This window comes from Bacillus sp. LQ16, assembly GCF_057784645.1.
This window is the reverse complement of the sequence record NZ_CM173491.1, coordinates 772,501-784,944: the sequence shown is the minus strand read 5'-3', so window position 1 is coordinate 784,944 and position 12,444 is coordinate 772,501. Positions and strand designations below refer to the sequence as shown.

At 39.1% G+C, this 12,444-nt stretch carries 10 protein-coding genes, 20 tRNA genes, 2 rRNA genes and 2 riboswitches (1 of these 34 only partly in view); of the genes, 2 read left to right on the top strand and 30 right to left on the bottom strand.

Features of this window, described 5'->3' with window-relative positions; translation table 11 throughout:
- Nucleotides 1–10: 10 nt before the first annotated feature.
- From thiO to tenA, 6 genes are read right to left on the bottom strand one after another with little or no spacing between them, the layout of a single operon-like run.
- On the bottom strand, nucleotides 11–1,120 hold the full coding sequence (gene thiO, locus AC3EMB_RS03960) for a glycine oxidase ThiO (protein ID WP_488517474.1): 1,110 nt from the start codon (nucleotides 1,118–1,120) through the stop codon (nucleotides 11–13).
- On the bottom strand, nucleotides 1,113–1,733 hold the full coding sequence (gene tenI / locus AC3EMB_RS03955; protein WP_098679311.1) for a thiazole tautomerase TenI: 621 nt from the start codon (nucleotides 1,731–1,733) through the stop codon (nucleotides 1,113–1,115). Before tenI ends, thiO begins: the two co-directional genes overlap by 8 nt.
- 10 nt (nucleotides 1,734–1,743) lie before the next feature.
- On the bottom strand, nucleotides 1,744–2,745 hold the full coding sequence (locus tag AC3EMB_RS03950; protein ID WP_000670422.1) for an ABC transporter substrate-binding protein: 1,002 nt from the start codon (nucleotides 2,743–2,745) through the stop codon (nucleotides 1,744–1,746).
- Nucleotides 2,742–3,494, bottom strand: a complete 753-nt coding sequence (locus AC3EMB_RS03945) for an ABC transporter permease (protein ID WP_488517771.1) — start codon at nucleotides 3,492–3,494, stop codon at nucleotides 2,742–2,744. Before AC3EMB_RS03945 ends, AC3EMB_RS03950 begins: the two co-directional genes overlap by 4 nt.
- Nucleotides 3,494–4,243 carry an ABC transporter ATP-binding protein gene (locus tag AC3EMB_RS03940; RefSeq protein ID WP_001256790.1) on the bottom strand — a complete coding sequence of 250 codons (750 nt, stop codon included), beginning with the start codon at nucleotides 4,241–4,243 and terminating at the stop codon, nucleotides 3,494–3,496. Before AC3EMB_RS03940 ends, AC3EMB_RS03945 begins: the two co-directional genes overlap by 1 nt.
- On the bottom strand, nucleotides 4,212–4,907 hold the full coding sequence (tenA, locus tag AC3EMB_RS03935) for a thiaminase II (protein WP_000666826.1): 696 nt from the start codon (nucleotides 4,905–4,907) through the stop codon (nucleotides 4,212–4,214). The genes AC3EMB_RS03940 and tenA overlap by 32 nt, the downstream gene beginning before the upstream one ends.
- Before the next feature lie 85 nt (nucleotides 4,908–4,992).
- A riboswitch (TPP riboswitch) is annotated at nucleotides 4,993–5,096 on the bottom strand.
- A 60-nt stretch (nucleotides 5,097–5,156) separates the two neighbouring features.
- A riboswitch (TPP riboswitch) is annotated at nucleotides 5,157–5,268 on the bottom strand.
- 269 nt (nucleotides 5,269–5,537) lie between these two features.
- On the opposite strand from tenA, the gene AC3EMB_RS03930 reads away from it, so the two are divergent.
- Entirely contained in the window at nucleotides 5,538–6,692 is a 1,155-nt protein-coding gene (locus AC3EMB_RS03930) for an SH3 domain-containing protein (protein ID WP_001056045.1), read from the top strand.
- Between the two features lie 5 nt (nucleotides 6,693–6,697).
- Entirely contained in the window at nucleotides 6,698–7,036 is a 339-nt protein-coding gene (locus tag AC3EMB_RS03925; protein WP_001137818.1) for a hypothetical protein, read from the top strand.
- 240 nt (nucleotides 7,037–7,276) lie between these two features.
- On the opposite strand, the gene AC3EMB_RS03920 is transcribed toward AC3EMB_RS03925, so the two are convergent.
- From AC3EMB_RS03920 to AC3EMB_RS03805, 24 genes are all read right to left on the bottom strand, one after another.
- Entirely contained in the window at nucleotides 7,277–8,428 is a 1,152-nt protein-coding gene (locus tag AC3EMB_RS03920) for a DUF3965 domain-containing protein (RefSeq protein ID WP_000648915.1), read from the bottom strand.
- Nucleotides 8,429–8,749: 321 nt separating this feature from the next.
- Complete coding sequence (locus AC3EMB_RS03915) at nucleotides 8,750–9,169, bottom strand: CBS domain-containing protein (protein ID WP_000199012.1); 420 nt, start codon at nucleotides 9,167–9,169, stop codon at nucleotides 8,750–8,752.
- Between the two features lie 129 nt (nucleotides 9,170–9,298).
- A tRNA-Glu gene (locus AC3EMB_RS03910) sits at nucleotides 9,299–9,370 on the bottom strand.
- 1 nt (nucleotide 9,371) lies between these two features.
- Nucleotides 9,372–9,446 (bottom strand) — tRNA-Asn (locus tag AC3EMB_RS03905).
- A gap of 8 nt (nucleotides 9,447–9,454) precedes the next feature.
- Nucleotides 9,455–9,531 (bottom strand) — tRNA-Ile (locus AC3EMB_RS03900).
- Between the two features lie 10 nt (nucleotides 9,532–9,541).
- Nucleotides 9,542–9,612: transfer RNA gene (locus AC3EMB_RS03895), tRNA-Trp, on the bottom strand.
- A 6-nt stretch (nucleotides 9,613–9,618) separates the two neighbouring features.
- A tRNA-Thr gene (locus AC3EMB_RS03890) sits at nucleotides 9,619–9,691 on the bottom strand.
- 9 nt (nucleotides 9,692–9,700) lie between these two features.
- Nucleotides 9,701–9,776, bottom strand: a tRNA-Phe gene (locus tag AC3EMB_RS03885).
- 8 nt (nucleotides 9,777–9,784) lie between these two features.
- Nucleotides 9,785–9,860 (bottom strand) — tRNA-Asp (locus AC3EMB_RS03880).
- Between the two features lie 3 nt (nucleotides 9,861–9,863).
- A tRNA-Met gene (locus AC3EMB_RS03875) sits at nucleotides 9,864–9,940 on the bottom strand.
- A 19-nt stretch (nucleotides 9,941–9,959) separates the two neighbouring features.
- A tRNA-Ser gene (locus tag AC3EMB_RS03870) sits at nucleotides 9,960–10,052 on the bottom strand.
- Nucleotides 10,053–10,106: 54 nt separating this feature from the next.
- Nucleotides 10,107–10,199: transfer RNA gene (locus AC3EMB_RS03865), tRNA-Ser, on the bottom strand.
- 20 nt (nucleotides 10,200–10,219) lie between these two features.
- Nucleotides 10,220–10,292 (bottom strand) — tRNA-Ala (locus tag AC3EMB_RS03860).
- Between the two features lie 15 nt (nucleotides 10,293–10,307).
- Nucleotides 10,308–10,381, bottom strand: a tRNA-Pro gene (locus AC3EMB_RS03855).
- Nucleotides 10,382–10,391: 10 nt separating this feature from the next.
- Nucleotides 10,392–10,465 (bottom strand) — tRNA-Arg (locus tag AC3EMB_RS03850).
- Nucleotides 10,466–10,468: 3 nt separating this feature from the next.
- Nucleotides 10,469–10,557 (bottom strand) — tRNA-Leu (locus tag AC3EMB_RS03845).
- A gap of 16 nt (nucleotides 10,558–10,573) precedes the next feature.
- Nucleotides 10,574–10,648 (bottom strand) — tRNA-Gly (locus tag AC3EMB_RS03840).
- A 29-nt stretch (nucleotides 10,649–10,677) separates the two neighbouring features.
- A tRNA-Leu gene (locus AC3EMB_RS03835) sits at nucleotides 10,678–10,758 on the bottom strand.
- A gap of 15 nt (nucleotides 10,759–10,773) precedes the next feature.
- A tRNA-Lys gene (locus AC3EMB_RS03830) sits at nucleotides 10,774–10,849 on the bottom strand.
- Between the two features lie 4 nt (nucleotides 10,850–10,853).
- Nucleotides 10,854–10,928 (bottom strand) — tRNA-Gln (locus AC3EMB_RS03825).
- Between the two features lie 11 nt (nucleotides 10,929–10,939).
- Nucleotides 10,940–11,023, bottom strand: a tRNA-Tyr gene (locus AC3EMB_RS03820).
- Nucleotides 11,024–11,031: 8 nt separating this feature from the next.
- Nucleotides 11,032–11,107 (bottom strand) — tRNA-Val (locus tag AC3EMB_RS03815).
- 5 nt (nucleotides 11,108–11,112) lie between these two features.
- Nucleotides 11,113–11,228 (bottom strand): 5S ribosomal RNA (gene rrf, locus AC3EMB_RS03810).
- A 101-nt stretch (nucleotides 11,229–11,329) separates the two neighbouring features.
- Nucleotides 11,330–12,444: ribosomal RNA gene (locus tag AC3EMB_RS03805) — 23S ribosomal RNA — on the bottom strand (it continues 1,807 nt past the right edge of the window).

Here is a 12,444-nt window from a genome sequence, read left to right as displayed (position 1 = left end):
CATCCCCTTTCTAAACTCTTCTAGAAAGCAATGAATCTAGCAAATAATTCTCTTGCTTTCCTTCTATTAAATCAGCCATATATTTTCCAGAAATAGGACTTAATAAAATACCGTTTCGATAATGGCCCGTGCAAGCATATAAACCTTTTATTTCTTCATGCTCTCCCATATAAGGAGCTTCATGGTTCGATTGTGGTCTTAATCCTGCCCACGTGCTTTCCCATTCTGCTTCTTTTAAAGCTGGCAATATTGTATAAGCACGCTCTAATATAGAAGTTATACTTTCTAGCTGCACAGTTTTATTGAACGTATGGTGCTTCATTGTTGCCCCAATTACGTAACGTCCACCGCGCTTTGGAGTAATGTAAAATCTTTCTTGAAAAATAGGTGCTTTTAAAAGTTGTTTTCTACTTCTTACCGCAACCACTTCTCCTTTAACTGGATATGTCCCCCAATCGTGGTGAAAATAACTGAGTAACTTCGTGCTCCATGAACCTCCTGCAATAACGACTTTCTCACATGTGACAATACCTTCACTTGTAATAACTCCAGTCACTTTATTATTTTCAATACGAATATCAAACACTTCTGTCTGTTCATATATATCAGCACCTGACATTGCCGCAGAATGTGCGAATGCTTTCGTAAGCTCTGGTGCAATAACATGACCGTCTTTCGGATAATATACTGCTCCTATAATAGATTCGGATAGATACGGCTCTTTTTCCCGCACATGGTCTCCCGTTAGAAAATAGGAATCTTCACCTGTTTTTTGCTGCCAATCCATAATGTGAAGAATTCTTTCCTTCTCATCTTCATTTTGAGCAATACGATAAATTCCTTTTTCTTCATATCCAATATCAATACCCGTCTTTTCACGTAAAACTGCTGCAAGTTGTGGAAATATAGCTCGGCTTTCTCTAGCAAGTTCAAATAGCGGATCATACGCATCCCATTCTGCCTGAACACCAAGTAGACCAGCAGCTGCTTTTGAAGCTTCCGATGCAATTCTTTGCTTCTCTACAATCGCTACTTTATGTCCTCTTTCTGCTAGAAAATGTGCAACTGAACTACCAATTACACCACCACCAATAATCGCTACATCATACTTCTCACACATGTTTTTCCGCCCACTTTCTTATTGATTCCTTATAAGATTTCACTTTGCTATACGGGTCACTACTACTTACAATTCCGGACATAACTGCTATACCGCTTACACCGTTAGTAAGGACATCCACTGCGTTTTCTGGAGTAATTCCTCCAATTGCTGTAATCGGTATAGATAAACACCTTGCAATGTCAGAAATTTCTTCAAGCCCTCTCGCTGGCACACCTTTTTTACAATCTGTCGGAAATACATGACCATAAACGAGTGAATCCGCTCCATTTTTAAATGCTACTATCGCTTCATCTAGCGAATGCACAGAATAACCGACATGCAAATACGAAAACTTTTCTTTCACTGACTTTACATCTGTGCTTCGATACCCTAGTTGAACACGAGGAATATTTAATAAAATTGCAATATCAATTCGATCATTTATGACAATTTTAGAAGCCGGAAAGCCTTCCATTAAAAGACTTTCCACACCTTCATATAACTCCTTCGTACTCTTCTCACGCTCACGAATATGCAAATAATCAATCTCACTCTCAATTTGCATCGCTACATTCACTAACTCTTCGAATGGCATATGGCCATTTGAGATTACGTGGAGCTCATTTTTCATATTCATTCGCCTACTTTAAAATATTTTCGAATAGTTCATCGGCTGGAACGGTTTCTTTCGTCATTCCTTTGTCCTTCAGCCATTTATTTTGTTTCTCCCAAGATTCTTTTGAATCTGATAAAAATGGCTCATCTTTCGTTTCCATCTTCTCTAATAAAATTTTCATACTTTCCTTTTCAACTTCTGGCACAAGTGGGAAGTTTTCTTTTTCTTGATGATTTAATAAAATATTCAATGCTTCATCTGGGTTTTTCTTCATGAAATCATAGCCTTTTTTCGTACCACGTAAGAAAGCTTGCAACGCTTCTTTATCTTTTTTCAACGTTTTATCACCTGTTACAAACACAAGTTCATGATAGTTCGGTACTCCGTAATCAGCTGGATTAAAGTAAGCTGGTTCATGGCCTTCATGACGCATAACCGGTACTTCATGATTAATGTATGCCCCTGTTACCGCATCCACTTTTTTCGTAATTAAGGCTGGTACTAAATCAAATCCAACATCAACTACTTTCACTGTATCAGGATTACCACCAGCTTCTTTTACCATCGTTTTTAAATACATCTCACTTAAAGGTGTTCCAGAATATCCTACTGTTTTTCCTTCTAAATCTTTCGGTGATTGAATACCCGCTGATTTCAGCGATACGACATGATTTAATGGTGAACGTACGACAGCCCCAATTGATTTCACTGGAATTTGCTCATTTGCTCTTGCCATAACAACATCTGGCTGATAATACAAGCCAACTGTCACCTTCCCTGCTGCTGCCAATGTTAATGGATCAGTCGGATTAGAAGGGAATTTAATATTTACCTTTACACCTTCTTCTTTAAAGTATCCTTTTTCAATTGCTGCATAAATAAAGCTATGTACCGCATTTGGATACCAATCTAACATGACTGTTATTTCTTTCTCTTTTTTACTTTTTTCTGATGCTGAATTACTTGAACATCCTGTAATCATTGCAATTAATAATGTAAACACAAAGATGCGCTTTAAAAATTTCATGAATGCTTCCTCCAACTAATGAATTTCTTTTCTAATATGGAAATAAGTACGACGAAGAAAATAGCTAATAATGATAACAATACAATGGGTGCAAATACGCCAGCTCCATCTAACTGCGTCATCATTCTCTTACTGAAATATCCAAGTCCAGCTTGTGCACCGAGCCATTCTCCAATTGCTGCTCCGATAACACTAAGCGGAACTGCAATTTTTAAAGCTGCGAAAAAATAAGGAAGAGCAGACGGCAACTTTAATTTAAGAAAAATATCTCTTTTCGTTGCTCCATATGTAACTAAGAGCTCCTCCCATTCTTTTTTTGTACTACGCAGTCCATCATACGTATTGACCGCAATCGGGAAAAACGTAATTAAAACTGTGACAACAACCTTACTCCAAATTGTGTATCCAAACCATAAAACAAATAGCGGAGCAAGCGCAGTAATCGGAATCGTTTGTGAAGCAACTAATAATGGATAAAATGCTCTTTCCATCCATGTACTCGCATTCATTAACATCGCTAGCCCTACACCTAATACGATAGAAATAACAACACCTATTAAAACGACGTATAACGTTGCAGGTAAATGAACCGTAAATAATATGTCTTTTAGTTTCCATATCTTCATTACAATCGCAGACGGTGACGGTAAAATGTACATCTCATCTACAATTCTTGCTCCTATTTCCCACACAGCTAGTAAAATACTAGAAAGTGTAATAGCAGGAACTAATTCTTTCAATCGGTTCATCACACAAGTACCTGCCTTTGTAACATACTAAGAAGCTCATCTTTCAGCGCTAATACTTCCGGTTTATATAAATCTTTTCGTGTTCTGTTATGATCAAGTGGTACAATCCGCTCAGTCAAAGTCGTTATCGGCTGCTGTTCCACTACTAAAACTCGGTTCGAAAGAAATAACGCTTCTTCAACATCATGAGTAATGAATAAAATTGTTTTTTCCCACTCTTGCCATTGTTCAAACAGCCATTCTTGCAAAGAGGCCTTCGTTAAAGCATCTAACGCGCTAAACGGTTCATCTAATAACAATATCTCCCCGCCCGTTAACAAAGTTCGGATAAAAGATACGCGTTGCCTCATACCACCAGATAAATCTTTCGGATGTTTTGTCTCATATCCTTGTAAACCAAATTTATATAACAGTTCCTTTGCCTTTACTTGTGCTTCTTTCTTCTGTACACCTTGGCACTCTAGCGGCAGAGCAGCATTCTCAATAATTGTTCTCCACGGCAAAAGCATATCTTTTTGCGGCATATATCCTACAGGATGGTGCTTTGTTTCTGTCAGTTCTATCTTTCCAGTACTTACCTTCTCTAGGCCTGTAATAAGGCGAAATAAAGTACTTTTCCCACATCCACTCGGTCCGATAATACTGACAAACTCTTTCTCATGTATAGAAGCATTTAATTCATGGATGATTGGTTTCTCATCGTAATGAAAAGAAACATTATGAAACTGTAGTATGTTCTTGCTCCTCAAATCCCCACATCTCCTTACGATAGGACATATCCCAGAATAAATATTCAAATCGACTGGAATATAAGAAAATCTCCTCTAATCTATCTAGTTCTTTCTCAGACTTTCCAACTGCCATTTCATTTAATAAATCTATTAACCAAATACAAAGATTACCGTATTCTTCCGAACTATATCCTTGAATCCACTCACCAAAAAACTCATGATCTCTTGCTCCAGGAATATCATTTAAACGCTTTCCAATTTCCCAGTAGCTCCACATACATGGAAGAAGCGCTGCTATTAATTCTGCAAGTGTGCCATTTTGAGATACAGACATCATGTAATTTGTATAAGCTAAATTTTTAGCAGACGGTTTTGCAGACTCTATCTCCTCTATAGAAATTCCAAGTCTTTTTGCATATTGTTTATGGATTGTCATTTCGCCATTTAATATTCCATCAATTTGTTCAGCGAACTTTCCCATTACTTGTGGATTCGTTGCTTTTACAACACCAATCGCATATAATTTTGCATAATCTAGTAGATATAAATAATCTTGAATAATATAATACTGAAATTTATCTTTTTCTAACGTGCCATCTCCCATACCCACTACAAACGGATGATTATGACTCATCTCCCAAACCGGTTGCACAGTTTCTAATAATCTATCGCAAAATTTCATTTCTCTATCCCCTTTCAATATATGTATCTAAATAAAAAACCACTTCTATATATAAGAAGTGGTTACAGCAAATAAAATTATACATTTATTCGATGTTCCACTTCCCTTCGCTAGTATTACCTAGATCAGGTGTTATAAGGGTTAAGGATTATTCCTCTCTCAGCAAATCAAGCACCCCTAGTGGTTTCAATATGAAATTTTCAAATAAAAAAGCCCCGTTTCTATACGCAAAGAAACGGGGACTCATTGTTAGTGTCCGAATTGCTTCCCTACGCTAGCATAATCTAGATCAGGTAATAAAAAGGATCAAAGGCTTACGGCCTACTCTCAGCTGGCAACACCAGCTCTCCTAGCAAACTATAAAATTATCACTGTCAGTATAACACCCTAATAAGACATCATCAACTATTTTAATTTTCTTAATTATCAACAAAAAATTAAAGTTATACAATATATACATTCTATTTTAGAACATAAAACTCCAATTAATTGTTTAAAAAGGAATCATTATCCTCAAAAAATTTATTTTTATATTGATTTCATATTACATTTATGTGAATACACCCACTATATTATATCTTTATACTATAATAAAATTACAACTATACAACTAGAGGAGGTCTCTATTCCATGAATATGAAAGCTACTGCTTTAACAGCAACTACTGTAGCGATTGCTTCTTTACTTCCTTCTATGGGTGAAACAAATGTACAAAAAGCAAACGCTGAACAATTATCTAATGTTAAAACTGGGTATGTCAAAGTCGATCAAGTAGCATTACATACAGAAGATAACGTAAAGAGCACATCAATTGATACAATTCGCTTTAATACAAAAGTGAACATCCTTGAAACAACTAATGGTTGGTATAAAGTATCTGTTCATAATAAAGTAGGTTATGTACAAAAAGATGCTATTTTACTAAAAAACAAACTTCAATCTAATGATCAATACATCGTCAATGCTAATGCATTAAACGTTCGCTCTGAACCTAATTTAGAATCTTCCATTTTAGATGTATTACCAAATGGCAAGTTTATTACCGTTCAAGAAGATCAAGGCGAATGGTATAAAATATCACATAATGGCCAAACGGGTTACGTACAAAAAGCATTCATCTCTAATGGTTCACAACCCTTAGTAAAAGGAATCACCGTTCAAAATAATACAAAATATACTGTTGCAACACCTAATCTGAATGTACGTAGCAACACTAGTACAAGTAGCGCTCTACTCGGTTCATTACAAAACGGTACACAAGTACAAGTAGTAGAAACTGTAGGAACTTGGTATAAAATTCGTTTTGGCACAGGATACGGATATGTAGCAAAACACTATGTAGTACAAAATCAACCACAGGCTAAAACAGATCAGCCTTCATCTATTCCAGCTGCTTTCAAATTCCCTGCTCAAGGAAGAATTAGCTCAACCTTTGATATACGATGGGAACAAATGCATTATGGTATAGATATTGCTGCTCCAGGGAACGTCTCTATCCAAGCTGCTGCTGCAGGTAAAGTTGTGAAATCTTATTATTCAGCTAGCTATGGCAATGTTGTGTTCATTGCGCATCAAATCAATGGGAAATTATATACAACTGTTTATGCTCATATGAAGGATCGCACTGTACAAACTGGTGATCAAGTACAAGCTGGACAATTAGTAGGTCATATGGGCAACACAGGTCATTCATACGGGCAACATCTTCATTTTGAATTACATAATGGAGAATGGAATTTTGAAAAAACAAATGCAGTAAATCCACTGCCATATTTAGTTAGGTAAATTGTATGCCACGCAATATACCTCTTATAATTGAATACGCAGCCTTTTTAGGTTTAATCTGTTGTTTAATCATTTACAATACAAACATTGTATTTTTATCTATTATTATTGCTTTTGTTGCATTAGAAATTATGATGGAATCATTTCAAGTGCAACTAAAACAAAAAATTGCCCATATTTATAACGCTATATTTCTTTTGAGTGCTCTCATAACAAATATAATTAGTAATGGCTTTTATTTATCTACTGTATTTCCAGTATTCTTTATGGCTGTTTTATTATTTGTAGCTAGATATATTAATGTCCCTTATAACCAAAAACAAAAACAAGAACAAGAAGCTTAGAAAGAGGAGACACTGTGTACCAATCTTTCAAAGATGCTCCAATAAAATACATATTGCATTTGTATAAGAAAGCCAATACTTTTTTTGGTATACAAGGAAGTTATACTGCACAACTTCTCCTATATGGAATGTTGTTTCTTGTTTTAATCACTTTCTCCTTGTTTTACTAACAAAAAAGGATCTCACATAAACTGGAGATCCTTTTTAATTTATATTAATTTTTCATATCGAAAATATTGTTTATCCACAAGCATATTTTTCATAAATAAAGCTCAGATTATATTTTTTCTCTAAGCTCATTCGTTGTTCGTCATCGCACCAATAGAAAAGAATATCATGAATCGTTGCGTAACGCTTATTTTTAAGAAATAGCCTAAAGAATGATGGTAAACAATCATGTAATTGTATAAATATATAATTGCGTAGTGTTTCTTCTTTATATTCAATGCCCTTACAAATATACAGTAATTCTTCACAATAATATGCATGCTGTGGAACTTGTATCATCTCGAAAAATGGCACATAAGATAGTAGCTTTCCAATAAAATGACCGTATCGATCCATTACTCCTATCGTCATATGCTCCATCATTTCTTTCATTACATATAAATAATCATCTACATGTGTTGTCTTTAATGGGTCTAAGCGATCGGAAATTTGAGATAATACAGCTCTTTGACATGCTAAAACTGCCTGACTAGGTCCATAATATGATAGGAAATCTGTACACTTACGATATTTCCGTAATAAATCATGTGTATATAAATCATATACGAAAGTATTACAATACATTGCTAAACTCATCATATCACTATTTAATTGCTCTTTTGATAATGATTTCGCTCTCTTACACATATAAAAGAATGTAAATTCCAATACTTCTTTATGAGATAATAAATGTTTACAATCGGTTATACATTTCTCATTAAATTTAACTCTATCCCAAATTTCAATATCCCTATCTGTCAATTCACCTATACGATATTTAATAATTAAATAGTTTAAAGCAACTGATTGCGTCAAAAGATCCCATGTTTCATATTCCAATGAAGTATGAACAAACTCAGCTAATCCTTGTGCTATCATAAAAGCATTTGCCTCTTCATACCAACCAATCTCTTGGCATAAGCGAAGAATACGCACTAAAGTTGGAATTTCATCTTTATGAAACTGCGGTAAATTCTTTACTTTATTCATGCCATATACGATAAATGCCGCTAAATTTTCTTCTTTATAAAATTCTTTCTCTTTCCATACTAATATAGTTCGTTCTTTCCCCTCACCTTTTGGGTGACAAGGTACAAGCAAAGAAAATAATTCAGCAAAATTATTTGGTTCTATATATGTATCTGTAACCAAATTCCAATTTGGATCGCCCTGTACAGCCTTCATATAATTCCCCTTCCCTTTTCATCTATGTAGGAAATATTAATTTATTATCGTACCACTAAAAATTAATATTGTTATATTCAAAATCCCTCATAATACTTATATCTATCAGTATATCATCTTTTCTCTTATTAAAAATGAAGAATAACAAATTTAAAAAAACTGTGGAAATTATTAACCATATCCTTATTATATAATGTCTCAGATACATCACGCTAACATATTAGTTTAATCCATATATACTAGAATAATGCATCTGAACTTTATATATAATTTAGCTCTTTATGAGTGACCATTAAAATCTCGGTTAATTAAAGTTTCAATTTACTCTGTACGCTCTGAGATTTCGCTCAAGGCAAATCCAGCTTGATCATCTGCCGATTCCCTTATAGCTAAATCTCCTAGTGCTAACATGCCAATAAGCTGACCACTATCAACTACTGGTAACCGTCTAATTTGATACTGTGCCATTAGCTCTGTAGCTTTTTCAATAGAATCATTTGGAGAAACTGAGATAATATTTGTTGTCATTACATTTGTAATTTTATTAGATCCAGGATGTTTTTCAGCAATCCCTCGAACAACTAAATCTCGATCAGTAACAAGCCCAACAACCTGCTCATTTTCAACAACAGGAATTAACCCAACCGATTCTTCCTTCATTTTTACAGCTGCCTCATATACATTGTCTAGCGGTGTACAATGTACAATATGGGTACTCATTAAGTCTCTAACTCGTGTCATTATTTATTTCCTCCTTTTTATACATACCATAGCTTTTCCAAAATTCCTTTATTTATTTCTGGAAAGTAAAATGATAAAAAGGATCAACAAAATAAAAAAGAGCCAGCATAATGCTGACTCTTTTTTGTATGACCCGTACGGGATTCGAACCCGTGTTACCGCCGTGAAAGGGCGGTGTCTTAACCACTTGACCAACGGGCCATGGCTCCGCAGGTAGGACTCGAACCTACGACCGATCGGTTAACAGCCGATAGCTCTACCACTGAGCTACTGCGGAATAATATATGGTGGGCCTAAATGGACTCGAACCATCGACCTCACGCTTATCAGGCGTGCGCTCTAACCAGCTGAGCTATAGGCCCATATACTTTACAGGGGCAGTAGGAATCGAACCCACACTGGAGGTTTTGGAGACCTCAGTTCTACCTTTAAACTATGCCCCTAAATGATGCCGGCTAGAGGACTTGAACCCCCAACCTACTGATTACAAGTCAGTTGCTCTACCAATTGAGCTAAGCCGGCATAAAAAAATGGTGGCTCGGGACGGAATCGAACCGCCGACACGAGGATTTTCAGTCCTCTGCTCTACCGACTGAGCTACCGAGCCAACATAAATGGCGGTCCCGACCGGGGTCGAACCGGCGATCTCCTGCGTGACAGGCAGGCATGTTAACCACTACACCACGGGACCATTTGGTTGCGGGGACAGGATTTGAACCTGCGACCTTCGGGTTATGAGCCCGACGAGCTACCGTGCTGCTCCACCCCGCGACAATATTAAATTAAAAAATGGAGGAGGTAGAGGGATTCGAACCCCCGCGCGACTCTCGCCGCCTGTCGGTTTTCAAGACCGATCCCTTCAGCCGAACTTGGGTATACCTCCATGAAGGAAAAAAATAAATATTTTATTATTATATGTCTAAACCATTTTTAAAAATGGAGGAGGTAGAGGGATTCGAACCCCCGCGCGATTCTCACCGCCTGTCGGTTTTCAAGACCGATCCCTTCAGCCGAACTTGGGTATACCTCCGAGACATATATTAAATAAAGTGGAGCCTAGCGGGATCGAACCGCTGACCTCCTGCGTGCAAGGCAGGCGCTCTCCCAGCTGAGCTAAGGCCCCATGTTTTTTTGAATATCGGGAAGACAGGATTTGAACCTGCGACCCCCTGGTCCCAAACCAGGTGCTCTACCAAGCTGAGCCACTTCCCGTTAATAAAAGCGCGCCCGAGAGGAGTCGAACCCCTAACCTCTTGATCCGTAGTCAAACGCTCTATCCAATTGAGCTACGGGCGCATATGGTGCCGAGGGCGGGGGTCGAACCCGCACGGTGGTCACCCACCGCAGGATTTTAAGTCCTGTGCGTCTGCCTGTTCCGCCACCCCGGCATGTCATATTGAAAATTGGAGCGGAAGACGGGATTCGAACCCGCGACCCCAACCTTGGCAAGGTTGTATTCTACCACTGAACTACTTCCGCAAGACATGTATGAGTTATTTTATTAAAAGTGCGGGTGAAGGGAGTCGAACCCCCACGCCAAAGGCGCTAGATCCTAAGTCTAGTGCGTCTGCCAATTCCGCCACACCCGCATATTTTATTAAAAATGGTGAGCCATGAAGGATTCGAACCTTCGACCCTCTGATTAAAAGTCAGATGCTCTACCAACTGAGCTAATGGCTCTTAATGGCTGGGCTAGCTGGATTCGAACCAGCGCATGACGGAGTCAAAGTCCGTTGCCTTACCGCTTGGCTATAGCCCATTAATTAAGAATGGTGGAGGGGGGCAGATTCGAACTGCCGAACCCGAAGGAGCGGATTTACAGTCCGCCGCGTTTAGCCACTTCGCTACCCCTCCGACATATATGGTGGAGGATGACGGGATCGAACCGCCGACCCCCTGCTTGTAAGGCAGGTGCTCTCCCAGCTGAGCTAATCCTCCATTTTGCCTGGCAACGTCCTACTCTCACAGGGACAAGGTCCCAACTACCATCGGCGCTAGAGAGCTTAACTTCCGTGTTCGGTATGGGAACGGGTGTGACCTCTCTGCCATCATTACCAGACTGTATTCATTTAAGACAAGAATCATTTTAACTCATTTGCTTTTAAAAGTCAACAAGTTTTTTATATTCTTTCAAAACTAGATAACATTGCTTCATATTATATGGTTAAGTCCTCGATCTATTAGTATTCGTCAGCTCCACATGTCACCATGCTTCCACCTCGAACCTATCAACCTGATCATCTTTCAGGGATCTTACTAGCTTACGCTATGGGAAATCTCATCTTGAGGGGGGCTTCATGCTTAGATGCTTTCAGCACTTATCCCTTCCGCACATAGCTACCCAGCTATGCCCTTGGCAGAACAACTGGTACACCAGCGGTGCGTCCATCCCGGTCCTCTCGTACTAAGGACAGCTCCTCTCAAATTTCCTACGCCCACGACGGATAGGGACCGAACTGTCTCACGACGTTCTGAACCCAGCTCGCGTACCGCTTTAATGGGCGAACAGCCCAACCCTTGGGACCGACTACAGCCCCAGGATGCGATGAGCCGACATCGAGGTGCCAAACCTCCCCGTCGATGTGGACTCTTGGGGGAGATAAGCCTGTTATCCCCGGGGTAGCTTTTATCCGTTGAGCGATGGCCCTTCCATGCGGAACCACCGGATCACTAAGCCCGACTTTCGTCCCTGCTCGACTTGTAGGTCTCGCAGTCAAGCTCCCTTATGCCTTTGCACTCTACGAATGATTTCCAACCATTCTGAGGGAACCTTTGGGCGCCTCCGTTACACTTTAGGAGGCGACCGCCCCAGTCAAACTGCCCACCTGACACTGTCTCCCGGGTCGATAAGACCCGTAGGTTAGAATTTCAATACAGTCAGGGCGGTATCCCACCAGCGCCTCCACCGAAGCTAGCGCTCCGGTTTCAATGGCTCCCGCCTATCCTGTACAAACTGTACCAAAATTCAATATCAGGCTACAGTAAAGCTCCACGGGGTCTTTCCGTCCTGTCGCGGGTAACCTGCATCTTCACAGGTACTATAATTTCACCGAGTCTCTGGTTGAGACAGTGCCCAAATCGTTACACCTTTCGTGCGGGTCGGAACTTACCCGACAAGGAATTTCGCTACCTTAGGACCGTTATAGTTACGGCCGCCGTTTACTGGGGCTTCAGTTCAGAGCTTCGCTTACGCTAACCCCTCTCCTTAACCTTCCAGCACCGGGCAGGTGTCACCCCCTATACTTCGCCTTACGGCTTCGCAGAGAGCTGTGTTT

Bases quoted from the DNA above. Each gene is read 5' to 3' on its own strand.
- AC3EMB_RS03920 (WP_000648915.1), bottom strand. From the start codon at position 8,428: ATGAAGGCTGTACAGGGCGATCCAAATTGGAATTTGGTTACAGATACA.
- AC3EMB_RS03930 (WP_001056045.1), top strand. From the start codon at position 5,538: ATGAATATGAAAGCTACTGCTTTAACAGCAACTACTGTAGCGATTGCT.
- thiO (WP_488517474.1), bottom strand. From the start codon at position 1,120: ATGTGTGAGAAGTATGATGTAGCGATTATTGGTGGTGGTGTAATTGGT.
- AC3EMB_RS03915 (WP_000199012.1), bottom strand. From the start codon at position 9,169: ATGACACGAGTTAGAGACTTAATGAGTACCCATATTGTACATTGTACA.
- AC3EMB_RS03925 (WP_001137818.1), top strand. From the start codon at position 6,698: ATGCCACGCAATATACCTCTTATAATTGAATACGCAGCCTTTTTAGGT.
- AC3EMB_RS03945 (WP_488517771.1), bottom strand. From the start codon at position 3,494: ATGAACCGATTGAAAGAATTAGTTCCTGCTATTACACTTTCTAGTATT.
- AC3EMB_RS03950 (WP_000670422.1), bottom strand. From the start codon at position 2,745: ATGAAATTTTTAAAGCGCATCTTTGTGTTTACATTATTAATTGCAATG.
- tenA (WP_000666826.1), bottom strand. From the start codon at position 4,907: ATGAAATTTTGCGATAGATTATTAGAAACTGTGCAACCGGTTTGGGAG.
- tenI (WP_098679311.1), bottom strand. From the start codon at position 1,733: ATGAAAAATGAGCTCCACGTAATCTCAAATGGCCATATGCCATTCGAA.